General features: G+C 65.3%; 25 protein-coding genes. 16 read left to right on the top strand and 9 right to left on the bottom strand.

What is annotated here, in order from left to right:
• Window positions 1-10 precede the first annotated feature (10 nt).
• The 4 genes from FQK05_RS17395 (at window position 11) to FQK05_RS17380 (ending at window position 4496) form a co-directional block, all read left to right on the top strand.
• A complete protein-coding gene (locus FQK05_RS17395; RefSeq protein WP_158969156.1) occupies window positions 11-1027 on the top strand; it encodes an amino acid ABC transporter substrate-binding protein in 1017 nt (338 codons plus the stop codon).
• 156 nt (window positions 1028-1183) lie between these two features.
• The gene (locus FQK05_RS17390; protein WP_158969154.1) at window positions 1184-2416 is read left to right on the top strand and encodes an amino acid ABC transporter permease; all 1233 of its coding nucleotides are present in this window, start codon (window positions 1184-1186) and stop codon (window positions 2414-2416) included.
• Between the two features lie 3 nt (window positions 2417-2419).
• Window positions 2420-3718 carry an amino acid ABC transporter permease gene (locus tag FQK05_RS17385; protein WP_158969152.1) on the top strand — a complete coding sequence of 433 codons (1299 nt, stop codon included), beginning with the start codon at window positions 2420-2422 and terminating at the stop codon, window positions 3716-3718.
• A 10-nt stretch (window positions 3719-3728) separates the two neighbouring features.
• Entirely contained in the window at window positions 3729-4496 is a 768-nt protein-coding gene (locus FQK05_RS17380) for an amino acid ABC transporter ATP-binding protein (RefSeq protein ID WP_158969151.1), read from the top strand.
• 98 nt (window positions 4497-4594) lie between these two features.
• Here FQK05_RS17380 and FQK05_RS17375 read toward each other — a convergent pair whose 3' ends face one another.
• The 8 genes from FQK05_RS17375 to FQK05_RS17340 all read right to left on the bottom strand — a co-directional run bounded on the left by FQK05_RS17375 (window position 4595) and on the right by FQK05_RS17340 (window position 13729).
• Entirely contained in the window at window positions 4595-5092 is a 498-nt protein-coding gene (locus FQK05_RS17375; protein WP_158969149.1) for a SixA phosphatase family protein, read from the bottom strand.
• A complete protein-coding gene (locus FQK05_RS17370; RefSeq protein WP_158969147.1) occupies window positions 5089-5757 on the bottom strand; it encodes a ferredoxin in 669 nt (222 codons plus the stop codon). The genes FQK05_RS17375 and FQK05_RS17370 overlap by 4 nt, the downstream gene beginning before the upstream one ends.
• A gap of 160 nt (window positions 5758-5917) precedes the next feature.
• Window positions 5918-6766 (bottom strand): acetylglutamate kinase, encoded by an 849-nt coding sequence (gene argB / locus FQK05_RS17365; protein WP_158969145.1) that lies wholly within the window; start codon window positions 6764-6766, stop codon window positions 5918-5920.
• Between the two features lie 69 nt (window positions 6767-6835).
• Window positions 6836-7489 (bottom strand): ribosome biogenesis GTP-binding protein YihA/YsxC, encoded by a 654-nt coding sequence (gene yihA, locus FQK05_RS17360; RefSeq protein WP_158969143.1) that lies wholly within the window; start codon window positions 7487-7489, stop codon window positions 6836-6838.
• Window positions 7486-9339: a membrane protein insertase YidC gene (gene yidC, locus FQK05_RS17355; RefSeq protein WP_158969141.1), complete on the bottom strand. Its 1854-nt coding sequence runs from the start codon at window positions 9337-9339 to the stop codon at window positions 7486-7488. Before yidC ends, yihA begins: the two co-directional genes overlap by 4 nt.
• A gap of 313 nt (window positions 9340-9652) precedes the next feature.
• Complete coding sequence (locus tag FQK05_RS17350; protein ID WP_158969139.1) at window positions 9653-11347, bottom strand: putative bifunctional diguanylate cyclase/phosphodiesterase; 1695 nt, start codon at window positions 11345-11347, stop codon at window positions 9653-9655.
• 60 nt (window positions 11348-11407) lie between these two features.
• Window positions 11408-12295, bottom strand: coding sequence for a tRNA 2-thiocytidine(32) synthetase TtcA (gene ttcA, locus FQK05_RS17345; RefSeq protein WP_158969137.1), 888 nt, complete (start codon window positions 12293-12295; stop codon window positions 11408-11410).
• A 432-nt stretch (window positions 12296-12727) separates the two neighbouring features.
• Window positions 12728-13729, bottom strand: coding sequence for a DMT family transporter (locus FQK05_RS17340; RefSeq protein ID WP_158969135.1), 1002 nt, complete (start codon window positions 13727-13729; stop codon window positions 12728-12730).
• 195 nt (window positions 13730-13924) lie between these two features.
• Between FQK05_RS17340 and FQK05_RS17335 the strand changes: the two genes are divergently transcribed.
• From FQK05_RS17335 to uvrC, 8 genes are all read left to right on the top strand, one after another.
• A complete protein-coding gene (locus tag FQK05_RS17335; RefSeq protein ID WP_158969133.1) occupies window positions 13925-14443 on the top strand; it encodes a CoxG family protein in 519 nt (172 codons plus the stop codon).
• Between the two features lie 104 nt (window positions 14444-14547).
• On the top strand, window positions 14548-15489 hold the full coding sequence (locus tag FQK05_RS17330; protein ID WP_158969131.1) for an ABC transporter ATP-binding protein: 942 nt from the start codon (window positions 14548-14550) through the stop codon (window positions 15487-15489).
• The gene (locus tag FQK05_RS17325; protein WP_158969129.1) at window positions 15486-16247 is read left to right on the top strand and encodes an ABC transporter permease; all 762 of its coding nucleotides are present in this window, start codon (window positions 15486-15488) and stop codon (window positions 16245-16247) included. The genes FQK05_RS17330 and FQK05_RS17325 overlap by 4 nt, the downstream gene beginning before the upstream one ends.
• 114 nt (window positions 16248-16361) lie before the next feature.
• Window positions 16362-17159, top strand: a complete 798-nt coding sequence (locus FQK05_RS17320) for a S49 family peptidase (RefSeq protein WP_158969127.1) — start codon at window positions 16362-16364, stop codon at window positions 17157-17159.
• A 1-nt stretch (window position 17160) separates the two neighbouring features.
• Window positions 17161-17373: a hypothetical protein gene (locus FQK05_RS26175; protein ID WP_233270553.1), complete on the top strand. Its 213-nt coding sequence runs from the start codon at window positions 17161-17163 to the stop codon at window positions 17371-17373.
• On the top strand, window positions 17370-18323 hold the full coding sequence (locus FQK05_RS17315; RefSeq protein ID WP_158969125.1) for a calcium/sodium antiporter: 954 nt from the start codon (window positions 17370-17372) through the stop codon (window positions 18321-18323). The genes FQK05_RS26175 and FQK05_RS17315 overlap by 4 nt, the downstream gene beginning before the upstream one ends.
• A 38-nt stretch (window positions 18324-18361) precedes the next feature.
• The gene (locus tag FQK05_RS17310) at window positions 18362-19174 is read left to right on the top strand and encodes an SDR family oxidoreductase (protein ID WP_267902372.1); all 813 of its coding nucleotides are present in this window, start codon (window positions 18362-18364) and stop codon (window positions 19172-19174) included.
• A gap of 293 nt (window positions 19175-19467) precedes the next feature.
• Window positions 19468-21372 (top strand): excinuclease ABC subunit UvrC, encoded by a 1905-nt coding sequence (uvrC, locus tag FQK05_RS17305; RefSeq protein WP_158969273.1) that lies wholly within the window; start codon window positions 19468-19470, stop codon window positions 21370-21372.
• A gap of 217 nt (window positions 21373-21589) precedes the next feature.
• On the opposite strand, the gene FQK05_RS17300 is transcribed toward uvrC, so the two are convergent.
• Window positions 21590-21967, bottom strand: coding sequence for a winged helix-turn-helix transcriptional regulator (locus FQK05_RS17300; RefSeq protein WP_158969123.1), 378 nt, complete (start codon window positions 21965-21967; stop codon window positions 21590-21592).
• A 168-nt stretch (window positions 21968-22135) separates the two neighbouring features.
• Here FQK05_RS17300 and FQK05_RS17295 point away from each other — a divergent pair, with 168 nt between their 5' ends.
• The 4 genes from FQK05_RS17295 to FQK05_RS17280 all read left to right on the top strand — a co-directional run bounded on the left by FQK05_RS17295 (window position 22136) and on the right by FQK05_RS17280 (window position 24545).
• Window positions 22136-22747 (top strand): NAD(P)-dependent oxidoreductase, encoded by a 612-nt coding sequence (locus FQK05_RS17295; protein WP_158969121.1) that lies wholly within the window; start codon window positions 22136-22138, stop codon window positions 22745-22747.
• Between the two features lie 438 nt (window positions 22748-23185).
• The gene (gene pgsA, locus FQK05_RS17290) at window positions 23186-23827 is read left to right on the top strand and encodes a CDP-diacylglycerol--glycerol-3-phosphate 3-phosphatidyltransferase (protein WP_158969119.1); all 642 of its coding nucleotides are present in this window, start codon (window positions 23186-23188) and stop codon (window positions 23825-23827) included.
• Window positions 23827-24072 (top strand): molybdopterin converting factor subunit 1, encoded by a 246-nt coding sequence (moaD, locus tag FQK05_RS17285; protein ID WP_158969117.1) that lies wholly within the window; start codon window positions 23827-23829, stop codon window positions 24070-24072. Before pgsA ends, moaD begins: the two co-directional genes overlap by 1 nt.
• A 17-nt stretch (window positions 24073-24089) precedes the next feature.
• Entirely contained in the window at window positions 24090-24545 is a 456-nt protein-coding gene (locus tag FQK05_RS17280; protein WP_158969271.1) for a molybdenum cofactor biosynthesis protein MoaE, read from the top strand.
• The last annotated feature ends 115 nt before the right edge of the window (window positions 24546-24660 follow it).

The following is a 24660-nucleotide window of genomic DNA, read 5'->3' as shown; positions in this document are numbered from 1 at the left end:
AGAGGTAGACATGAAGAAATCCATTCTTTTCGGCGCCCTCGCCGTTGCCGGATTTGCTGCGGGGGGAGCCGCTGCATCGACTCTCGACGACGTCAAGGCGCGCGGCAAGCTCAACTGTGGCGTGACCACCGGCCTCGTGGGCTTTGCCGCTCCCGACGCGAACGGTGAATGGAACGGCTTTGACGTTGCAGTCTGCCGCGCAGTGGCGGCCGCCGTCCTTGGCGATCCGACCGCCGTCGAATTCGTGCCCACCACCGGCAAGACCCGCTTTACCGCGCTCGCCTCTGGCGAGATCGACATGCTCGCCCGGAACACCACCTGGACCTTCTCGCGCGATATCGACCTGAAGTTCGATTTCACCGGCGTGAACTACTATGACGGTCAGGGCTTCATGGTTCCGAAGGAACTGGGTGTGACCTCGGCCAAGGAACTGGACGGCGCAACCGTCTGCATCCAGACCGGCACCACGACCGAACTGAACCTGGCCGACTTCTTCCGCGCCAACAACATGAGCTACGAGCCGGTTCCGATCGAAACCAACGCCGAAGCTCAGCAGCAGTTCCTGGCAGGGGCCTGCGACGTCTATACGACGGACGCGTCCGGTCTGGCCGCAACCCGTGCCACCTTCGAAGATCCGACCGCCTACGTGATCATGCCCGAAATCATCTCGAAAGAGCCGCTGGGCCCGCTGGTCCGCCACGGCGACAGCGAGTGGGGTGACGTGGTGCGCTGGACCCTGTTCGCACTGGTCGCAGCCGAAGAGCTGGGCATCACCTCGGCCAATGCGTCCGAACTCGCCGCCGGCACCAACAACCCGGAAGTCAACCGTATCCTGGGCACCGAAGGTGACCTGGGCGCGATGATGGGCCTGCCGGCCGACTGGGCGCTGAAGGCGATCCAGACCCAGGGCAACTATGGCGAGATCTTCGCCAAGAACATCGGTGTCGACACGCCGATCGGTCTGGCCCGCGGCCTGAACGCACAATGGACCGAAGGCGGTCTGATGTACGCACCGCCGTTCCGTTAAACGGCTCGGGGCGCAGGGGGAAACTCCTGCGCCCTATTCGATTTTAGAATACTCAAGATACTTCGCTGAACCACACCGAGCCAGGGGGTGGCGAGCAGGGGTCAACCCTGCCGCCAAGAGCACCGTCTGTGCCGTTCAACAGGGGGCGAATGCCAAATGACAATACTAACAGATCCGCCCGAAGAGCAGTTCCGCATTTCGATGCTGCTCAGCGATACGCGGTATCGCTCCTTGACGTTCCAGGGGATTGCGCTGGTCGTGCTGATCTTCGCGATCGCCTACCTGGCCGGCAATCTGATCCAGAACCTGACACAGGCCGGGCTGAGCATCAGCTACGAGTTCCTGTTCAAGCCGTCCGGCTATGACATCAACCAGACGCTGATCCCGTACACCAGCCAGTCGACCAACCTGCGGGCGGCGATCGTGGGGGTGCTGAACACACTGCTGGTCGCGGGTCTGGCCTGCGTGACGGCGACGATCTTCGGGGTCACGGCCGGGGTGCTGCGGCTTTCGAAGAACTGGCTGATCAGAAAGCTGATGGCCGTTTATGTCGAGATCTTCCGGAACATCCCGGTCCTGATCTGGATCATCATCATCTTCACGATCATGACCGCAGTGATGCCGGCGCCCAGTGCCTTCCGCGGCGAGGATCCGGACTCGACTATGCTGCTGGGCCTGTTCGCCTTCACCAACCGCGGCGTCTATGTGCCCGGTCCGCAACTGGCCAGCCCTCTCTTTGCCGCCACGGCGCTGAACTGGTTCCTGGTCGTGCTGTTCCTGGTCGGATCCTGGTTCGGCGGACGGGCGCTGGGCACCTGGGCCACGGCCAAGCAGGAAGCCACCGGCGTCCGGCCGACGACCTGGTACTGGACGCTGGCGATCTGGTTCGTTCCGGCGGGCATCCTTCTGGCGATCATGGGCCTGCACTGGCAGATCCCGGCGCTGAAGGGCTTCAACTTCTCCGGCGGCATCAAGGTTGGCGGGCCGCTGATCGCGCTGTGGTTTGCGCTGTCGATCTATACCGGCGCCTTCATCGCCGAAAACGTGCGCGCCGGTATCCAGGCCATTTCCAAGGGCCAGACCGAAGCTGCGGCGTCGCTGGGTCTGCGGCCGGGCCGGATCATGAACCTGGTCATCCTGCCCCAGGCGCTGCGGGTCATCATCCCTCCGTTGATCTCGCAGTACCTCAACATCACCAAGAACAGCTCGCTTGCAATTGCGGTGGGCTATGCCGACGTCACGGCGACGCTGGGCGGCATCACGCTGAACCAGACCGGCCGTGCGATCGAATGCGTGCTGCTGCTGATGCTGTTCTACCTCACCATCTCGCTGTCGATCTCGGCGGTGATGAACATCTACAACAACTCCGTGAAGCTGAAGGAGCGCTGACCCATGTCCGATGCACATGCCCATAGTGTCGCCTTCGTGCGGACCGAGGTGATCCCGCAAAGCCCGCCGCCTGCACAGCAGACCGGCGTGATGAAATGGTTGCGGGACAACCTGTTTTCCAGCTGGGCCAACACGCTGCTGACGCTTGTCGCGGCCTGGTTGATCTACCTGATCCTGTCGGCAATCCTGCCCTGGATCTTCAACGGGGTCTGGAATGCCGACAGCCTGACCCAATGCCGCGAGATCCTGGCCGGCCGGACGGGCGCCTGTTTCGCGGTCCTGACCGAACGCTGGAACCAGCTTCTGTTCGGCTATTCCTACCCGCGTGACCTGTACTGGCGGCCGGTCCTGGCCTTCGCCATCATGCTGGTGGCCATCGCGCCGGTGCTGTTCTTCGATCTGCCGCGCAAGCTGCTGATCGTCACGGCGCTGTTTCCGTTCATCGCGTTCTACCTGATCTGGGGTGGTCCGATCCTCACGCCGATCGTGGCGCTTCTGGGCTGTGGCGCGGGCTATGTCGTGTTCAACCGCTACGGCAAGGGCAACTTCGCCGCGGGCTTCTTCGGCGGGATTGCCACGGCCTTCGTCGTATGGGGCGTCGGTGGCTTCGTCGTCGACCTGGTGCGCCCGGAAACGCCGTGGATGACTCCGGTGCCCAGCCGTGACCTTGGCGGCTTCATGCTGAACATGATGCTGGGCGTCACCTGCGTGTCGCTGTCGGTGCCGCTGGGCATCGTTCTGGCGCTGGGGCGGCAATCGGACATGCCGCTGATCAAGGGCATCTGCGTGGTGTTCATCGAGTTCGTCCGCGGCGTGCCGCTGATCACGCTGCTGTTCGTGGCTTCGGTCATGCTGGCCTATTTCTTCCCGCCGGACAGCACCGTCGACCTGTTCCTGCGGGTGGTCATCATGATCACGATGTTCTCGTCCGCCTATATCGCCGAGGTCATCCGCGGCGGTCTGGCAGCCCTGCCCAAGGGCCAGTTCGAGGCGGCCGACAGCCTGGGCCTGGATTACCCGCAGGCGATGCGGCTGATCATCCTGCCGCAGGCGCTGAAAATCTCGATCCCGGGCATCGTGAACGTGGCCGTGGGTCTTTTCAAGGATACCACCCTCGTCTCGGTCATCTCGATGTTCGACCTGATCGGCATGATCCGAGGGCCCATCCTCGCCTCGACCGAATGGAACGGGGTCTACTGGGAACTGCTGGGCTTCGCGTCCCTGCTGTTCTTCGTCGTCTGCTACGGCATCTCGCAATACTCGCAGTGGCTCGAGCGTCGTCTCGCCACGGATCACAGGTAAGGATAGGCACATGGCACAAGCACAGGAATTGATGGTCTCGGACGAAATCGCGATCGACATCAGCAACATGAACAAGTGGTACGGCAGCTTCCACGTGTTGCGTGATATCAACCTGAAGGTCCGCCGGGGCGAACGCATCGTCATCGCCGGGCCGTCTGGATCGGGCAAGTCCACCATGATCCGCTGCATCAACGCGCTGGAGGAACACCAGCAGGGCCGGATCGAGGTGGACGGCACGGTCCTGTCGTCGGACGTCAAGAACATCGACAAGATCCGTTCCGAAGTCGGAATGGTGTTCCAGCACTTCAACCTGTTTCCGCACCTGACGATCCTGGAAAACTGCACGCTGGCGCCGATCTGGGTCCGCAAGATCCCCAAGAAGGAAGCCGAAGCCACGGCGATGCACTTCCTGGAAAAGGTGAAGATCCCGGAACAGGCCAACAAGTACCCGGGCCAGCTTTCGGGCGGTCAGCAGCAGCGGGTGGCAATCGCCCGGTCGCTGTGCATGCGGCCGCGGATCATGCTGTTTGATGAACCGACCTCGGCCCTCGACCCCGAAATGATCAAGGAGGTGCTCGACACCATGGTCAGCCTCGCGGAGGAGGGGATGACCATGCTTTGCGTCACGCACGAGATGGGCTTTGCCCGTCAGGTGGCGAACCGGGTGATCTTCATGGATGCCGGGCAGATCGTGGAGCAGAACGAACCGGAAGAGTTCTTCAACAACCCGCAGAACGAACGCACCAAGCTGTTCCTCAGCCAGATCCTGGGGCACTGAACCTTTCGTCGGCGGGGGATCGCGCCCTCGCCGCCCCACGTACCCGCCCCTGGCGGTCTCGGGCGCGATGCGGCACGGCCGTGCCGCGCCTTTTTCTTTCAGATGTCGGTCAGTTCGCGGGGGGCGACAAAGTCCAGCACCGTTCCGGTGCCGGGCGTCAGGTCGGCCCAGTGGCCGATGTCGAAGCGGACGATCAGCGTGGCACCGGTGGGATAGTCGTGGAACCGCGGATGATCCGGGGCCTCGGCCACCAGACGTTCGGCGAAGGCGGCGATGCCGGGATTGTGGCCGACCATCAGCACGTTCGCGCCCGAAGCCTCGCGCAGGATCTCAAGCATCTCGGCCGGGCCGGCATGGTAGAGATCGGCGCGCAACTGCGGCAGCAGCGGGATCTTCAGACCTTCGTAGGTTTCTTGCGTGCGCGTGGCCGTGGAACACAGCACCTGGTCCGGTGCGATCCCTTCAAGCGCCAGCCAGTCACCCAGGGCCACGGCGCTTTTGCGGCCGCGCTTGTTCAGGGGGCGGTCATGGTCGTCCAGCCTCGGGTCGTCCCAGCTCGATTTTGCGTGGCGCATCAGGATCAGGGTACGGGTCATGACGGGTGGAACGCTTTCATGTGATGCGCGGATTGTGCGGGACTGCGCCCGGCGCCGCGGCTGACGGGGCAGGCGCGGCGGACCGCGCATCCCCGGGTCATGCAATCGGTGCCTTCGGGCGTGGCCAGGAAGGCGTGGCAGGCGGGCACGTCATAGGCATGGTCCGCCCCCAGCGCATCCACCGGGCAGGCTGTCAGGCAGGGTTGCCTGTCGCAGGCGATGCAGGGTGAGGCCGCACAGGCCTGCGGCACGCCCGACAGCGGGCCGCCAAAGGCCAGCGCCCCACGGTACGAGATCATTAGCCCCACGGTATCGTGGACCAGCATCCCCGTCGGGCTGGACCATGCCCGGCCCGAGGCCTTGGCCCAGGCGATGAAGGGCTCGTAGGGTGGACCGCCGAAGGGAAAGTGTGGATCTGCCTTCAGGTCACGGGCCAGGGCGCTGATCACCCGGACCGACCAGCGGTCGACCGGGTCGGGGGCGTTGTCGGCGCCTTCGGGCGACGTCCGGAACGCCTGCCAGAACCCGGGCCCGGCGCCCAGCAGGACGATCGGCCCGGGCATGTCGGCGCCTGCCGGAACCGTGCCCATCACGATCAGCCCGGCCGCTTCGGCGCGAAACCGGACATCCTGAAAGACAGGTCTGGAAAGTGCGGCATTGCCCATGGCGGCACTCTACCGACACGGGGGAAGGGGGGACAACGATTCCGTGGCGGGTGCGCTATGCGCCGCCTGCTGGGCGGCGCATAGCGCACCCGCCACGGAACGCGGCCAGCTGGGACAGGGGAGGGGGGATGTGAAGGCGCGATCGTTCGACCGCGACCCGTCAGTTCAGCCGGATCAGGGTCCCGGCGCCGTGCTCGGTGAAAAGCTCCAGCAGGCAGGCATGGGGCGCGCGCCCATCCAGGATGACCGAGGCGCGAACACCGGCGCGCAGGGCCTCCAGCGCGGTTTCGGTCTTGGGGATCATGCCGCCGGCGATGGTGCCGTCCGCGGTCATCGCCTCGATCTGCTCGGCGGTCATGTTGGTCACGACATTGCCTTCGGCGTTCTTGACGCCGGACACGTCGGTCAGCAGCAGCAGCCGATCCGCTTTCAGCGCACCGGCAATGGCACCGGCAGCGGTGTCGCCATTGATGTTGTAGCCCTGGCCGGTCACGTCGGCCCCCAGAGGCGCGATCACCGGAATCATCTCGGCCTGGCCCAGCACCCGCAGGACAGACGGATCGACCTTGGTGGGGGTGCCCACGAAGCCCAGCTTGGGATCGGTCGCTTCGCACAGGATCAGGTTCGCGTCCTTGCCCGACAAGCCCACGGCCTTGCCGCCCTGCCGGTTGATCGCCTGCACGATGCGCTTGTTCACCAGGCCCGACAGGACCATTTCGACCACTTCCATCGTGGCGGCATCGGTCACCCGCTTGCCGTTCACGAACTCGGACTTGATCTCCAGCTTGGTCAGCATCTCGGTGATCATCGGCCCGCCGCCATGGACGACGACCGGGTTCAGGCCGACCTGCTGCATCAGCACCATGTCGCGGGCGAAATCGTCCATCGCGGCATCGCTGCCCATGGCATGACCGCCCAGCTTGATGACGACCGTCGCGCCATCATAGCGTTGCAGGTAGGGAAGGGCCCGTGCCAGCGTGTTCGCAGTCGCAATCCATTCGCGGTTCATGACGGTCCCTCCCGTAGAATATGACCCGCCGGGGCTTATCGCCAAGGCGGACGCATATCAAGCGGATGGTTAATCGATGCTGGCGATGATCGAGCGCAGCACCGCGATGCCTTCGCCCTTCTCGGACGAGGTCATGACGATCTCGGGGAAGGCTGCGGGGTGCCTGGACAGGGCGCCACGGACCTGTTCCAGCACCTTTTCCAGGTCCTTGGTCTTCATCTTGTCGGACTTGGTCAGCACCGCCTGGAAGGTCACGGCGGATTTGTCCAGCAGCGACAGGATTTCCTCGTCCACCTTCTTCACGCCGTGGCGCGCGTCGATCAGAACGAAGACGCGCCGCAGCGACGGGCGGCCCGACAGGTAAGATTTCAGCAGCCGCTGCCACTTTTCCACGACGGCGACAGGCGCATTGGCGAAGCCATAGCCGGGCAGGTCGACCAGATAGAGGTCGGGGCCTTGCGTGAAAAAGTTGATTTCCTGTGTCCGGCCCGGCGTGTTGGATGCGCGGGCCAGCGCCTTGGTCCCGGTCAGGGCGTTGATCAGGCTGGACTTGCCGACATTGGACCGGCCGGCAAAGCAGACCTCGACCCGGTCGGCAGGCGGCATGCCGTCCATCGCGACGACGCCCTTCAGGAATTCGGAGGGGCCGGCAAACAGAAGCCGGCCCGCCTCGCGTGCGTCTTCCTCCGGCTCTTCGGCCAGCGGAAAGGGAAGCGAAGTCACTTCTTGCCCTTGGGTTCGGCAGACTTGTTTGCGGCCTTGTCTTTTGGCGTCCGCTTGAAGCCCGACTTGATGTTGCCGAAAACGTCCGGCGTGTACCCTTGGCTGCGCATGATGATGTACTGCTGCGTGAAGGTGATCGTGTTGTTCGTGATCCAGTAGATCACGAGGCCGCTGGCAAAGTTGCCCAGCATGAACATGAACACCCACGGCATCCAGGCAAAGATCATCTGCTGCGTCGGATCGGCCGGCGCCGGGTTCAGTTTCTGCTGCAGGAACATCGAGACGCCCAGGAACAGCGGCAGGATGCCGATCATGACCGTGGCCAGCATCGTCCCCGGCTCGGGTCCTGCCCAGGGCAGAAGCCCGAACAGGTTCATGATCGAGGTCGGATCCGGCATCGACAGGTCCTGGAACGGGCCGAACCAGGGCGCCTGGCGCAGTTCCAGCGTGACGAAGATCACCTTGTAGAGCGAGAAGAAGATCGGGATCTGCAGGAGGATCGGCAGACAGCCGGCCGCCGGGTTGACCTTGTTGGTCTTGTACAGCTCCATCATGCCCTGCTGAAGCTTCTGGCGGTCGTCGCCCGCCTTTTCCTTCAGCTTCTCCATCTCGGGCTGGAGTTCCTTCATCTTCGCCATCGAGACATAGGACTTGAACGCCAGCGGGAACAGGATCGCCTTCAGGATCAGCGTCAGGCCGATGATCGACCAGCCCATGTTGCCGATGATCTTATGCATCTCGTGCAGCAGCCAGAAGATCGGCTTGGTCAGGAAGAAGAACCAGCCCCAGTCGATGGAATCGATGAACTTGACCACGCCCTGCTTCTGGTATTCGCGGATCGTGGCCCATTCCTTGGCCCCCGAGAACAGGCGCGAGGTGACGGTGGCGCTTTCGCCGGGGGCGACGGTCTGCGTTTCCATCCGGGCCTGCGTCTCATAGACGTCGCGGTTCTCGAAGTACTTGGCGACCTGGGTGACCGGCGCGCCGTCCGGTGCGATCAGCATCGTCATCCAGTAGTGGTCGGTGAACCCGATCCAGCCGTCTTTCTCGGCCTCTGTGACCTCCGCCGGGGCGCCTTCGCGGGGAACGTTGTCCAGCTTGCGCAGGGCCTTGTACTTGAATTCCTCGAGCGTGCCGTCCTTCATGATCATCGCGCCCTCGAAGAGGACGAAGAAGTTCTTCAGGTCGGCCGGTTCGCCATGGCGCGAGATGATGCCATAGGGCTGCAGCGTCACCGGGCTGTCGGTCGCGTTCTCGACGCTTTGGGCCACGGTGAACATGTAGTTGTCGTCGATCGAGATTTCGCGCCGGAAGGTCAGGCCGTTGCCGTTGTCCCAGGCCAGCGTGACCGGGGTATCCGGGGTCAGCGTCTCGCCCTGTTCCAGGGTCCAGACGGTATTGGCGCCGGGGACCTGGTCGAAATCCAGACCGCCACCCGGGGCCCAGCCATAAAGCGCATAATACGCGTTGGGCGTGCCGGTGGGCTTCAGCAGGGTGACGATGGGTGAGTCGGGCTGGATCGTCTCGCGGTAATCCTTCAGTGCCAGCTCGTCGATGCGGCCGCCGACCAGCGAGAGAGAGCCCTTCAGGCGGCCGGTTTCGATCGGGACGCGGGGGGCATCTGCTTCGGCCGGGGCAGGGGCGGCTGCGGCCGCGCCGGGGGTCGAGGCGGCGGGAACGCCGCTTTGCGTGGTCGCGGCTGCGGGCACGGACCCCTGCGGCGCGGCCTGTTCGGCGGTCGCCGGGTCTTCTGGCGGGGCTTCCGGTGGCGGGAACAGCAGGAACCACCCCAGGATCACCGCAAAACTCAAAGCCGTGGCCAGAATGAGGTTCTTGTTCTGATCGTCCATGCGGAACACCACACCTATCGGGCAGGGAAAGTCAGCCCGCGTTCAACAGGGGAAGGCTGGCAAGGTCAAGCGGTTTCCCGGTCCGGCGGCGGAACGTGACCGTGAGGTCCGGCGAAGCCGGGTCAGGTAATTGGCCGTTCCGGCCGGATTTCAGGGGGAAATCAAGGGTGGTGGGGTCATAGTGCCCGGGCGGGACGTCCGGCGGGCTCCGCACTGGGCGCGCGGCCGGTTCCGGGCTGCGGACCAGGATCGGTCGCAAGCGCCGTCACCTTCGCTCGTCCGCGGGCGAACGCCACGCGATGCGCGAACCCGGTCAGCCGACGCTGCGGCCGATGATCGGGGCGTCCTGAATCTTGGCATTGTGGCGGTCGATCCAGACCAGCGTTTCGGCGAAGGGCATCGGGCGGCCGATGCCGAAGCCCTGCACGTGGTCGCAACCCAGCTGAGACAGCAGCGCGTGTTCGCCGACCGTTTCCACCCCTTCGGCGAGTGTGCGCAGTTCCAGCCGCTCGGCCATGGTCAGGATCGCGGCGATCATCTTTTGCTGTTCCGGGTCGCGGTCGGCCCTGGTGACGAAAGAGCGGTCGATCTTGATCCGCGATACGTCGAACCGGCGGATCGCCGCGATCGAGGAATGACCGGTTCCGAAATCGTCCAGATCGATCCGGCAGCCCATCGCGGCCAAGCCAGAGATGTTGCGGGCCACAGTGTCCTGAGGCCGGTCCGAGACGACGGTCTCCAGGATTTCGATGCACAGCCGTTCGGGCGCGATGCCGAACCGTTCCAGTTCCCACCGTACGCGGTCCAGCAGGCCGGGGCTGCGCAGCTCTTCCGTGGCGAAGTTGACGGCGACGCCCGGCACCTCGACTCCGGCCTTGTCCCATCCGGCCAGTGCGCTCAGCGACTGGAACAGCATGACCCGGCCCAGCCGTTCGACCCGGCCTGCCGCCGCCAGCGCCGGCATGAACCGTTCCGGCGACAGCACGCCCTGTTCGGGATGTTCCCAGCGCGCCAGCGCCTCGAACCCGGAAATCCGGCCGGTATCGGTGGAAATCTGGGGCTGGAACCAGGCCAGGATCTGGCCGTTCTCCAGCGCGTTTTCGGCGTCGGCGCGCAGCGAGGTGCGCGCGCGTGTCCGGCGGTGCAGGTCGGTGGTATAGGCGCGGATGGCAGAGGGGCCGGCCACGCGCGCCTCGTCCAGGGCGGCTTCGGCCGCGCCCAGCCAGTTCACGGCGCCGGGCACGTCGCGGCCCCGGCCGGGGCGCAGCGGCATGCGCGTCGCGTGGGCCCGCGGCGCTGCCTCGCCCGGTCTGGCGCGTTCCGTCACGGCCAGAAGCGGACCGTCCGGCCCCGGCACGCGGCTGCGCAGGCAGAAACCGATGGCGCAGGACGGATGCATGGCCATGCCTTCGACGGAGTATCCGTCCTCTACCGTGGCCTGCAGGCGGCCGGCGATCTGGACGCACAGTTCCAGGTCGGCGGTTCGCCCCGCGGCCAGGCAGATGCCGAACCGGTTTTCCCCGATCCGCGCGACCACGTCGCCCTGCCGCAGCGCAGCCAGGATTCGTTCGCCGACCCGCAGCACCAGTTCGTCCACCGCGCTGGTCCCCAGCCTGCCTGTCAGCTTGGCCCAGTCGGATATTTCCAGCACGAAGCAGGCCGACCGCAGTTCGGGCGCCGCTGTTTCCAGGTAGATGTCGGCAATCGAATCCTCGAATCCGTCGCGCAGCATCAGGCCGCTGGCGCCGTCGCGGGCGGTCGTGCGCTGCGGGTCGGCGGGGTGGAATCCGCCGGCAAGGGCGATGACCAGCGGCAGCCCCAGGGCCACGATGACCAGCGCCGCCTCGCCCCCCAGCCAGAATGCGCCCAGCACCAGCGCCGGCAGGAAGGCCAGGCCGGCCGGACCGATGAACCAGGTGACCACGGCAACCAGCCGTACGCCTGCCCGCCGGGGCAATCCGGGAAGGAACCAGCCTGCATCGCGCCGGCCGGTACAGGGCATTCGCATGGCGCAGCCTCGCATTACCGTTTCAGGCACTGACGGTAATGCGCGGACCTGAGCGGTCCGTTAACGCAGGCGGGGAACTTTGTCCAAATTGGGGCGAAATTCGGGCTGCTCATGTGGTGTAAGTTGCAAGCCCGCGAAATCAAACAGCTTTGGGTCGAGCAAATGCGACGGACGCGCGTTCATCAGCGCCCGGAACATCACCTGACGCCGCCCGGGGCTGCGCTGTTCCCAGCCGTCGAGAATCTGTTTCACCTGCTGCCGCTGCAGCCCGTCCTGCGACCCGCAAAGGTCGCAGGGAATGATCGGATAGTTCATGGCCTTCGCGAAGGCCTCGCAATCCGCCTCGGCCACGTGGGCCAGCGGGCGATAGAGGAACAGGTCGCCTTCCTCGTTCACCAGCTTCGGCGGCATCGTTGCCAGCCGGCCGCCATGAAAGAGGTTCATGAAGAACGTCTCAAGGATATCGTCGCGGTGGTGGCCAAGCACGATGGCGGAGCAGCCCTCCTCGCGCGCGATGCGGTACAGATGTCCGCGGCGCAGGCGCGAGCAAAGCGCGCAATAGGTCCGGCCCTCGGGCACCTTGTCGGTGACGATGGAATAGGTGTCGCGGTATTCGATCCGGTGCGGCACGCCCATCTTTTCCAGGAAGGCCGGCAGCACCGTGGCGGGAAAGCCCGGCTGGCCCTGGTCCAGATTGCAGGCCAGAATGTCGACCGGCAGCAGCCCGCGCCACTGCAGTTCGTGCAGGATCGCAAGCAGGGTGTAACTGTCCTTGCCACCGGACATGCAGACCAGCCAGCGGGCGCCGCGTTCGACCATGCCGTACTGGTCCACCGCTTCGCGCACATAGCGGACCAGCCGTTTCCGCAGCTTGCGGAACGATGTCGTCTTGGGGGCGCCGTGGAACAGCGGATGGATATCGGCGTCTGCGTCGTCGTCGTCGAACATGTGTCTTTTCCCGGGAATGCCCCGCCTTAGCGCAAGACGCGGTCTGCGGAAAGGGGCAGGGCGTTTACGGATCGTCCATTCCTTTGACCTGGTCTTGCCCGGCCGCAGATGCGGGAGAGCGCAGTTGGAAAACATGATCGGCCGCGGGCCGGGGGCAGGACCGCCGGCGGCCCGAACACGGGGGCCGCCCCGGCAGGGCGCGCCCGTCCGCCAGAGGCTTGGGGCCATCGTCCTGCTGCGCCGGTTGCCGCGAAGCGGGCCGCGCGCGTATCGCAGGCCGCGGCGGCGTTCGAACATCTCTCGGGTCGGCGGCGCGGCGCCCTTCTGTGGATCGTGGCCCGGGTGACAGAGGTGTGGCTGGGCCCCGGTGGCGCGCTGGACCTTCTGGCGCCGGGGGAAGGATGTTCGCCGGAAACGGACCAGAACCGACGCTTAGTATCGCGACTTGATCGGGCCGCGGGCCAGGCGGCGGGCCAGGATGCGTTCGCGGACGAATACGACAAGGCCCGCGCTCACAATCAGACCCATGCCCAGCCAGACCGGCGGCAGCGGCAGGTCGCCGAACATCCACCAGCCCCAGAACACGGCCAGCGGCAGGGCGGAATATTCGAAGGGCGCCACCACGGCGGCATCCGACAGGCGATAGGCCTGGTTCAGGCAATAGCCGATCAACGTCGTCATCAGCCCCAGGCTGCCCAGGATCACCCAGTCGCCGGGCCGTGGCCAGACCCAGGCGCGCAGCAGGAAGCGCAGGCTGGGATCCGTGCTGCCGTCGACGAACCGCCCGTCGCCGGCCACCAGCCAGAAGGCCAACGATACAAGGATGAAGGTCGCCTGCATGTAGATCGTCATGGCCGAGGCCTTGCTTTCCACCCCCAGCCGTCGGGTCATGATCTGGGACAGCGCGTACCCCAGCGCGGCGATCACCGGCAGCAGCAGGACCAGGCGGTTGGCCCCCAGCGCCTCGCCCTCGGCCCAGGGGCGCTGCATCAGTATGACGCCGATCAGGCCGACCAGGACGGCCCCCATGCGCCAGGGCCCGACCTTTTCGCCCAGGATCGGGATCGACAGGACGGTGATGAACAGGGGGGCTGCGAAGAACAGCGCGGTGGCATCCGCCAGCGGGATCACCGACAGGGCCACGAAATAGGTCATGTTGGCCAGCACCACCGCCAGGCAGCGGATCGCGTGGAGGCCCGGCCGACGGGTCCGCAGGATAGACCAGCCGCCTTCGTACTGGACCAGCAGAAGGCTGAAGAAGATCCCGATCCCCGACCGCGCCATCACGATCTGGTGCAGCGGATAGCCCCCCGACAACAACTTGATCAGCATGTCCTGGACCGAGATGGCCACGATGCCCACCAGCAGGAAGCCCACGCCCGCCAGCGTGCCGGACGGGGGCAGGCCCAGACTGGAATTTGCGGGGGACGTCATGCGGATTACCTTCTGGCCCGGACCCTGGCCCGTTCTTCCTGCGCTAGTCAATTCCGGGGTCCTGCACAATGGCCCCTCCGCGTTCTCACAGCCGGGGCGGCGGATGGTACTTGGCCCGTGGCCCCGGCTGCGGTAGACAGGCGCTTGCGTGCCAAGGGGCACGACACATCCATTCGATATGCAGGAGACCGGCCAATGCAGATGAGCGACCAGCGCGAGATCAAGGCCGATCCGGCAACCGTCTTTGCAGCCCTTCTCGATCCCGAGGTCCTGAAGGCCTGCGTGCCGGGCACCCAGGAGATCTCGGGCTCGCCCGAGGATGGGTTCGAGGCGACCGTGGTCCAGAAGGTCGGCCCCGTGAAGGCGACCTTCAAGGGACAGGTCACGATTTCTGACGTGGTCCCGAACGAGAAGCTGACGATCTCGGGCGAGGGCAAGGGCGGCGCGGCAGGTTTCGCCAAGGGCGGCGCCGTCGTGACGCTGGCACCGACCGCCGAGGGCACGCTTCTGTCCTACGAGGTCGAGGCCAAGGTCGGCGGCAAGCTGGCCCAGCTGGGCAGCCGCCTGATCGACGGTTTTGCCAAGAAGATGGCCGACAGCTTTTTCGAGACGCTGCAGGCGGAACTGGAAGGCCCGGCCGAAGGCGATGCCCCGGCGGAAGAGGCCGCACCGGCCAAGACCGGGTTCCTGGCCCGCCTGAAGGGCAAGAGCTGACCGCCTGACCTGAAAGGCCTCCTAAGGGGCCTGGCAGAACCAGACCGCACCCGGCGCCCGTTCAGGGGCGGCGGGACATTTTTTCATGAACGGACTGGCAGGGCATGGCACCGATCCTTTCTGTGCGCGATCTGCGCAAGACTTATGACGGCGGCTTCGAGGCGCTGAAGGGTGTGACGCTCGAGATCGAGCAGGGCGAGATCCTGGCTCTGCTGGGGCCCAACGGCGCCGGCAAGACCACCCTGATTTCCACAATTTGCGGCCTGACGGTGCCGACCTCCGGCACGGTCACGGTCGGCGGCTTCGACATCGCCCGCGACTATCGCAAGACCCGCAGCCTGATCGGCCTTGTGCCGCAGGACATCGCGCTGGAACCGTTCGAGACGGTGTACCGCACCGTGTCCTTTTCCCGCGGGCTGTTCGGCAAGCCGCGCAACGACGCCTTTGTCGGCGAGGTGCTGAAGAAGCTGTCGCTGTGGGACAAGAAGGACAGCCAGATCAAGGAACTGTCCGGCGGCATGAAGCGCCGGGTGCTGATCGCCAAGGCGCTGAGCCACGAACCCCGCGTGCTGTTCCTGGACGAACCCACCGCCGGCGTCGACGTGGCGCTGCGCAAGGACATGTGGGACGTGGTCGACGGTCTGCGCGCCGATGGCGTGACGATCATCCTGACGACTCACTATATCGAGGAAGCCGAGGCCATCGCCGACCGTGTGGGCGTGATCAACGGCGGGCGCATCCTGCTGGTCGAGGACAAGGATGCGCTGATGGTCCAGATGGGCAAGAAGCAGCTGGACGTCATCCTGACCGATCCCGTCGATGCCCTGCCCGAAAGCCTGGCCCGTCCGGGCCTGGAACTGTCGGCGGACGGCACAAGGCTGGTCTACAGCTATGACACCAAGGCCGAACGGACCGGGATCACCCGGCTGTTGCAGGACGTGGCCGAAGCCGGGCTGGTCCTGCGCGACGTCCAGACGCGGGAATCCAGCCTGGAGGACATCTTCGTGGGTCTTGTCGAAGAACACAGCGCGGGAGAAGCGTCATGAACCGGACCGCGGTTGCCGCCATCTACAAGTTCGAGATGACGCGCTTTTTCCGGACCTGGAAGCAAAGTTTCCTGTCGCCGGTGATTTCGACCTCGCTGTATTTCGTGGTCTTCGGCGCGGCGATCGGGTCGCGGATCGAACAGGTCGAAGGTGTCAGCTATGGCGCCTTCATCGTGCCGGGCCTGATCATGCTGTCGGTCATCGTCCAGTCGGTGATGAACGGGTCCTTCGGCATCCACTTCCCGAAATTCGTGGGCACCGTGTTCGAGATCCTGTCGGCTCCGGTGAATTATGTCGAGATCGTGCTGGGCTATGTCGGGGCAGCGGCAACCAAGTCGCTGCTGATCGGGCTGGTGATCCTGGCGACCTCGGCCCTGTTCGTCGATATCTCGATCCAGCATCCCCTGGCCATGATCGCCTTCCTTCTGCTGACCTGCATCAGCTTTTCGCTGCTGGGCTTCATCGTCGGCATATGGGCCAAGAACTTCGAACAGCTGCAGATCGTGCCGATGATGGTGATCACACCCCTGATCTTTCTGGGGGGCTCTTTCTATTCCATTTCCATGCTGCCGCCGTTCTGGCAGACGGTGACGCTGTTCAATCCGGTGGTCTACCTCGTGTCGGGCTTTCGCTGGGCCTTCTTCGGCACAGCCGATGTGCCGGTCGGGCTAAGCCTTTGCGCCATTGCCCTTTTCACCGGCGTTTGCCTGTGGGTCGTGGCCTGGATCTTTCGCACCGGCTGGCGCATCCGCGATTGATGGCGCCGGACCTACGGGCCGGAAAACATGCGATGCAGGCGAAAGCGGGACCTGCGCGTTTTGACCGCGGATCGCACCTTGTGCCGGGCGGAGGCGCTATCTACATGAGGCTGCATGGGGTTTCGTATACCATTTCTTGACCGCCCGCCGGTCGTCGCCGTCGTCCGTCTGGCAGGGGCAATCGGCTCCATGGGCCGGGGATCGATCACCGACCGCGGCATCGCCCCGGTTCTGGAAAAGGCATTCAAGCGCGGCAAGCCCAAGGCCGTCGCGCTGGAGATCAACTCTCCCGGCGGGTCGCCCGTTCAGTCGGCGCTGATCGCGTCGCGCATCCGTGCATTATCCGAAGAAACCGGCGTTCCCGTCATCGCCTTCGTCGAAGACGTCGCGGCCTCGGGCGGGTACTGGCTGGCCGTTGCCGCGGACGAGATCCTGGCCGACGAGAATTCGATGCTGGGATCGATCGGCGTCATCTCCTCGGGGTTCGGGGCGCATGTCTTTTTGGCCCGGCAGGGGATCGAAAGGCGCGTCCACACCGCCGGCGAAAGCAAGAGCTTTCTGGATCCCTTCGTCCCCGAGAACGAGGAAGACGTGGCCCGCCTGCAGGACCTGCTGGAAGAGATCCACGCGAATTTCAAGGCGCATGTCACCGACCGCCGGGGCGCCAAGCTGGTGTCCGGCAAGGATCTGTTTACCGGAGACGTGTGGCTAGGCCGTCGCGCCGTGGAACTGGGCCTGATCGACGGGATCGGCCATATCCGCGCCACGCTGCGTGCCCGTTACGGGGCGAAGGTGAAGATCCGCCGCTATGACATGCGCAGACCGATCTGGTCGCGCTTCGGCACCTCGCTGGCGCAGGACGCCATCGCCGGGATCGAGGAGCGCGCGTCCTTCGCGCGTTTCGGCCTCTGACGTGATCCTGAAGGCCGTCACACTCTTCCTGATCGCCATGGGCGTGCTGGCCATGTTCGGCAAGCTGCGCCTGCCAGGCGCGACAGGGGGAAGGACCCGGCCGGGATCGCGGGTCGAAACGGCCCTGAAATGCCCTTCCTGCGGGCGATACCGGATTGGCAAGACACCCTGCGACTGCGGTAAAGCCGGGAAGAACAGGAGTAAGCGCACATGATGCCATGGATCTTTTCGGCCGTGGGGTTGGCAATCCTGCTCCTGGCCGGCGATCTGCTTGTGCGCGGCGCCGTCAACCTCAGCCTGAGGCTGGGCGTGCCTGCCATGATCGTCAGCCTGACCATCGTGGCCTTCGGCACCTCGGCGCCCGAGCTTCTGATTTCGGTTCAGGCGGTCTGGGACGATGCCGACGGTATCGCCATCGGCAACGTGGTGGGGTCGAACATCGCCAACGTGCTACTGGTGTTGGGCATTCCGGCACTGTTGCGGCCGCTGCACACATCTGAATGCGACTCGCGCCGGAACTACATCGCGATGATGCTGGCGACGGTCCTGTTCATGGCGCTGGCCTGGCGGGGTCAGTTCATCTGGGTGTCGGGCATCGTCCTGCTGGCCGGTCTTGCCCTTATTCTGGGCGATGCCTACCGCCTGACCATGGCCCACAAGCGTGCGGGCGAAGCCACGCCCGAAATTGACGAGGCGCTGGAAGAAGCCGATCCCGACATGCCGTACTGGCGGGTCTTCCTGTTCCTGGCGCTGGGCCTGATCGGGCTGCCCTCCGGGGCCAGCCTGCTGGTGGAAAACGCCACCGTCATCGCCCAGACCTATGGCGTCAGCGATGCCGTGATCGGTCTGACGCTGGTGGCTGTCGGCACCTCGCTGCCGGAACTGGCGACGACCGTGATGGCCGCCATCCGTCGGCAGGCCGACGTGGCGCTGGGCAATGTCATCGGGTCGAACATGTTCAACCTTCTGGCCATCATCGGCCTGGCATCCTTCGTCGAACCCATCGATGTCGCCGACGAGTTCCTGCAATTCGACCTGTGGGTCATGCTTGCCGCCTCGCTGATCCTGATCCCCTTCGTCTTCCTGCGCTGCAACATCACCCGCATCTGGGGGATTGTGCTGACCGCGCTCTATGGGGTCTACGTGGTGTCGGTCCTGATCTGAGGACCGTGCAAGACCCCCACAGACGACCGGAGGACCGGGTGACCCAGACGGCCCCCCTGACAGACCCCTATCCGCCCCGCGCACTGGTGACCGGCGCCGGCAAGCGCCTTGGCCGCGCCATGGCGCTGTTCCTTGGCGCCCGCGGCTTCGATGTGGCGCTGCACTATGCCAGTTCGGCCGACGGCGCCGAAAGCGCGGCCGAGGAGATCCGCGCCATGGGCCGGCAGGCCGTGGCCCTGCAGGCCGACCTGCTGGCCGAGGCCCAGACGAATGCCCTGCTGCCCGCCGCCGCGGCGGCGCTGGGCGGGCCGATCACATGCCTGATCAACAATGCCTCGATCTTCGAACATGACGATTTCCGCACCGCGACCCGCGCCAGTTGGGACCGGCATATCGAAAGCAACCTGCGCGCGCCCTTCGTCCTGATCCAGGCAATGGCGGGGCAGGGCCTTCGGCCCCTGGTCGACGAAAACGGCGAACCCCTGGCCAGCGGCCTTGTGGTCAACATGATCGACCAGCGGGTGCGCAAGCTGACCCCCTTCTTCATGAGCTATACCGTCGCCAAGATGGGCCTGTGGGCGCTGACCCAGACCGCAGCGCAGGCACTGGCGCCCGCGATCCGCGTCAATGCGATCGGGCCCGGCCCGACCCTGAAAGGCGCACGGCAGAGCGAGGACCACTTTGCGCGCCAGCGCGCCGCCACGATCCTGAAGCGCGGCGCCAGCCCCGCCGACGTGACCGCCGCGCTGGGCTATTTCCTGGATGCGCCGTCCGTCACCGGGCAGCTGCTGTGCACCGATGGCGGGCAGCACCTGGCCTGGCAGACACCGGACATCGCGGGGCTGGAATGACGGATGGGCGGGAAAGTTGTTCACCGCGTACATCTTTGTTACCCAGCCGTTACAAAAATCGCTTTGATTTCATCGCCTTGCCATGGACCTGAAAATCTTTCCTTTGATATCAATGTCTTGGAAAATCGCTCAAAAATTACTCAAATCAATGAAGGCCACGAAAAGTCAGCGAAAATCCGGTCTGCCCAAAACTTGTCCGCAAGGTTATCCACAGATTCCGTGGATTCATTCCGGCTTGAATTCCTCTGGCACCGGTTGCAGCTGAACGGGGAATCAATCCGCTATACGCCATGATGACAGAGTCCGACCCTTCCCAGCCTTTTGAAGCCGTTTCCGAGGACGATCCGGAGCGGCCCCTAGGCTATGCCTGCATCCAGGCATATCTGAAGACACTGGACGGCTCGCCCGGCGTCTACCGGATGCTGGATGCCCAGGCGCGGGTGCTTTACGTCGGCAAGGCGCGGAACCTGAAGGCGCGGGTGTCGAACTATTCCCGGCCGGGCAATCATTCGGGACGGATCGACCGGATGATCCGCGAAACCGCGTCGATGATGTTCCTGACGACGCGGACGGAAACCGAAGCGCTGCTGCTGGAACAGAACCTGATCAAGCAGCTGAAGCCCAAGTACAACGTGCTTCTGCGCGACGACAAGAGCTTCCCCAATATCCTGGTGCCGAACGATCATCCCTTTCCGATGATCAAGAAGCACCGCGGCGCGAAGAAGGAGAAGGGGACCTATTTCGGCCCCTTCGCCAGCGCCGGCGCCGTGAACCGGACACTGAACCAGCTGCAGAAGGCATTCCTTCTGCGCAACTGCACCGACAGTACCTTCGACGCCCGGACCCGGCCCTGCCTGCTCTACCAGATCAAGCGCTGTTCCGGGCCCTGCGTCGGCCTGATCTCGCGCGCCGACTATGCCGCCTCCGTGGCCGATGCCGAACGCTTCCTGTCCGGCAAGTCCACCAAGGTGCAGGAGGAACTGGCGGTCGAAATGCAGAAGGCCTCGGACGCGATGGAGTTCGAACGCGCGGCGGCGCTGCGCGACCGGATCCGCGCGCTGACCCATGTGCAGGGCACGCAAGGGATCAACCCGAAAGGCGTGACCGAGGCCGACATCATCGCGCTCTACATGGAAAGCGGGCAGGCCTGCGTGCAGGTGTTCTTCATCCGGTCGGGCCAGAACTGGGGCAACCGGGACTTCTATCCGCGGGCGGGGACCGAGGTGTCGGCGGCCGAGGTGATGGAGGCCTTCCTGGGCCAGTTCTACGACAACAAGGAACCGCCGCGGCAGTTGATCCTGTCGGACGGGATCGAGAACTTGGACCTGATGGTCGCGGCCCTGTCGGAAAAGGCCGGCCGCAAGGTCGAGATCCTGGTGCCGCAACGGGGCGAGAAGGCGGAACTTGTCGCAAGCGCGCAGCGCAACGCGGCGGAAAGCCTGGCGCGGCGGATGTCGGAAAGCGCCACGCAGGGCAGGCTGCTGCGCGGCCTGGCCGAGGCCTTCGGGCTGGATGCGGCGCCGAACCGGATCGAGGTTTACGACAACTCTCACATCATGGGCACGAACGCGGTTGGCGGCATGATCGTCGCAGGGCCGGACGGTTTCATGAAGAACGCCTATCGCAAGTTCAACATCAAGGGCGACGATCTGACCCCGGGCGACGATTTCGGCATGATGAAAGAGGTCCTGTCGCGCCGGATCACGCGGCTTCAGAAGGAAGACCCGGACCGGACCAAGGGGCACTGGCCGGACCTGCTGCTGATCGACGGCGGCGCGGGCCAGGTGAACGCGGTGGCAGAGATCCTGCGCGAACACGGGGTGGAAGACCTGGCCGTGATCGGCGTTGCCAAGGGCATCGACCGAGACCACGGCAAGGAGGAGTTCCATCGCCCCGGCGCGCTTCGTCCCTTCGCGCTCCGCCACAACGACCCGGTTCTCTATTTCGTCCAGCGTCTGCGGGACGAGGCACACCGTTTCGCCATCGGCACCCATCGCGCGAAACGCGCCAAGGCCGTGGGGGCCACGCCCCTGGACGAGGTCCCGGGCGTCGGTGCCTCGCGCAAGCGCGCGCTGCTGGCGCATTTCGGCTCTGCCAAGGCGGTTAGCCGCGCGGACCTGGCCGACCTGAAGGCTGTCGACGGCATCTCTGCCTCCCTGGCCCAGAAGATCTACGATTTCTTCCACGAGAAGGGCTGAGCCGATCCGGGATCGGCGCGTGCTGTGCGCGCACCCTGTGGCGGCCTGACGGCCCGCTGAACTGGCGCGGCGGCGGGGTGAACCCCGCCCCCCGCGCTCGCGCGGCCCCCGCTTCTTTGATCTTCAAATACCCTCGGGGGAGGCGGGCCCACAGGGCCCGGCGGGGGCAGAGCCCCCGGGCAACCGCAACGCCGGACCCACGCCGGCAGCGCGGGGTTCACCCCGCCGCCTGCGTCCCTTGCGCGTAGCGCCGCCGCGACAGCACGATAGTCCGGTGGTTCTCGTCCGCCCAGCGGGTCAGCGCTGCCATCGGTTCCATGAAGGACCGCCCCATATCCGTCAGTTCGTATTCCACGCGGGGCGGCACTTCGGGATAGACGGTGCGGCGGATCAGTCCGTCCTGTTCCAGCCGGCGCAGGGTCTTCGACAGCATCTGTTTCGACACATCGCCGATATCGCGCTGCAGCGCGTTGAAGCGTTTTGTGCCGGATTGCAGTTCGGTCATGGCCAGAAGGCTCCATTGGTCGCCGATCCGGTCCAGCACGTCGCGGATCGGGCAGGGCTGGTCGAACTGGAAGGCGCTTTCGTGCTGCATCTCGTCTCTTTCCCGTCTGTGCCCGATTGGGGGCGGTCATTCCGCGGTGACCTTGTCGCCGGAAGATGACTTCTTGTGGCCGGTCGCGACTGTCCCTAGGTCTTTGGTGTGAAATTCGGACCAGGTCCGAATTTCATACCTGGATTTGATTAGCATGAGGAATGGACCATGGCAAATGTGGCTGTAATCGGGGCGTCGGGGAACGTGGGCACCCGGCTGGTGAAGGAACTTTCGGACCGTGGGCACGAGGTCACGGGCATCGCGCGGCACCCCGAAAAGGTGGCCGATCTGCCGGGCGTCACATCCATGGCCGGCGACATCGCCGCGCCGGAGGCGCTGGCCCAGATCCTGAAGGGGCACGATGCCGTCATCAGCACCGTCATGTTCGCATCGGTCGACCCGGAAGCCCTGATCGGCGTGGTGCGCGCATCGGGCGTGAAGCGCTATCTGGTCGTCGGCGGCGCCGGCAGCCTGGAGGTCGCACCGGGCATGCGGGTGATCGACACGCCGGACTTCCCCGCGGAATACATGACCGAGGCCGGCGCCGGCTGCACCTTCCTGGAACGGCTGCGCCTGGCGGACGACCTGGAATGGACCTTCCTGTCGCCGTCGGCCGTGTTCTTCCCGGGTGAGCGGACCGGCACGTTCCGGTTGGGCTCCGATACCCTGCTGGCGACCGACGAAGGTTCGTCGATTTCCTACGAGGATTTCGCCATCGCGATGGTGGACGAGATCGAGACCCCGGCCCATGTGCGGTCGCGGTTCACCGTCGGCTACTGAGGCGTCCGGCGCAGTGGGGGCTCTGCCCCCGCCGGGCCTTTCAGGCCCGACTCCCCCGAGGTATTTGGAGACCGAAGAAGCGGGAAGCGCCGGGAACGGGTTGCCAGCGCTCCGGACGGCCTGCGATCAGTCGCGCAGATGGCCCGGGGCGCAGGCGACAGCCCCGGGAAAAGCGATCGGGGCACCGTCAAAGTCAAAGTCAAAATTTGCGAACCGTGGTGCCCACGGCAAGGGCAGGGCCGTGCTGTTGCGCGTCCGGGTCAGCCGGACCTGTTAACCTGGGGATGCTATTGTCGCCCGGCTGGCGGGAATGGCGAGGACGATCATGAGCATTTTTCGGACGATCCCGCGCCCCCGGGTCCGGGCTGTGGCGGCTCGGCGCGGATGGGACGTCACGTCTCTTCCCCTTCGCCGCGTCTGGGGATACGAGGTGATGTCATGAACCTGCCGACCCTTCTGACCGTTCTGCGCCTGCTGGCCGCGCCGCTTCTGGCGGTGGGGTTCCTGGTCCTGCCGCGCCTGGGGGCGGATGTGCTGGGCTTCGTGCTGTTCGTCGGCGCCTCGGTGACCGACTGGTTCGATGGCTATCTTGCGCGGCGCTGGAAGCAGGAGACGCGACTGGGCGCCATGCTGGACCCGATCGCGGACAAGGCGATGGTGGCGGTGGCGTTGCTCACATTGGCCGTGTTCTCTCCCCTTGGGCTGGCGCTGCTGATGCCGGGGATGATCATCCTGTTCCGCGAGGTCTTCGTGTCCGGCCTGCGCGAATTCCTGGGCCAGACGGCGGGCACGCTGAAGGTGACGCAGCTGGCCAAGTGGAAGACCACCGTCCAGCTTGTGGCGATTGCCGTCCTGTTCGCGCAAGGTATAGCGCTGTTTGCCGGTGGCGCAGGGGGCGCCACGCCCGGAGGCGTCGTGCTGGATCCGGGCCTGACGGGGCAGGCGGCCGCCGTTCCCTTCGGGGCAGCGCTTCTGGCCTGGCTGGGCCTTGGTCTTCTTTGGCTGGCCGCGGCATTGACCTTGATCTCGGGCGTCGATTACTTCCGGAAGGCGCTGCCGCATCTGAGGGAGAAGAGCTGATGGACGTGCTGTACTTCGCCTGGGTCCGGGAACGGATCGGCCTGCCCCGGGAACGGGTCGTGACCGATGCCGCGACCGTCGCCGACCTGGTGGAGGAGCTGCGTGCGCGGGAAGACCGCTATGCCATCGCCTTTTCCGACCTGTCGGCGCTGCGGGTGGCGGTCGATCAGGATCTGGCCGATTTCGGGACATCGCTGGACGGGGTGCGGGAGGTTGCCTTCTTCCCGCCGATGACCGGCGGGTGAGGGACGACATGTAGATGGTGCAGATCCGCGTTCAGGAAGAGATCTTCGATCCCGGCGAGGAGGTGAACGCCTTTTCCCGGTCATTGCAGGGCGCGGGGGCCATGGTCTCTTTCACCGGTATCGTCCGGGACCGGCCCGAAGGGGGGCTGGATGCGCTGGAGATCGAGCACTATCCCGGGATGACGGAAAGCGCCCTGACCGAGATCGCGGCCGAGGCGATGGAGCGCTGGGCGCTGACCGACGCGCTGATCGTGCACAGGTTCGGGCGGTTGCAACTGGGCGAGCCGATCATGATGGTCGCCACCGCCGCACCGCATCGGGGCGATGCCTTTGCCTCGGCCGAGTTCCTGATGGATTACCTGAAATCCCGCGCCCCTTTCTGGAAGAAGGAATTCGTGGCCACCGGCGAGGCCTGGGTCGAGGCCCGGGCAGAGGACGAGGAAGCGCTGGAGCGCTGGCAGGGCGAGAGCTGACAAACTGCCTTGGGCGGCTGCCCCCCCGCCAGGACGGCCAACCCGCCGGATCCGTGCCGCATCCGGCGGGGCGTCCAGCCAAGGCGCGCGGGGCATTGATGGCATCGGTGGAGGA

Origin of the sequence: Chachezhania sediminis (genome assembly GCF_009765275.1) — a bacterium.
Taxonomy (GTDB): domain Bacteria; phylum Pseudomonadota; class Alphaproteobacteria; order Rhodobacterales; family Rhodobacteraceae; genus Chachezhania; species Chachezhania sediminis.
This window is presented reverse-complemented; position numbering and strand designations above follow the sequence as displayed.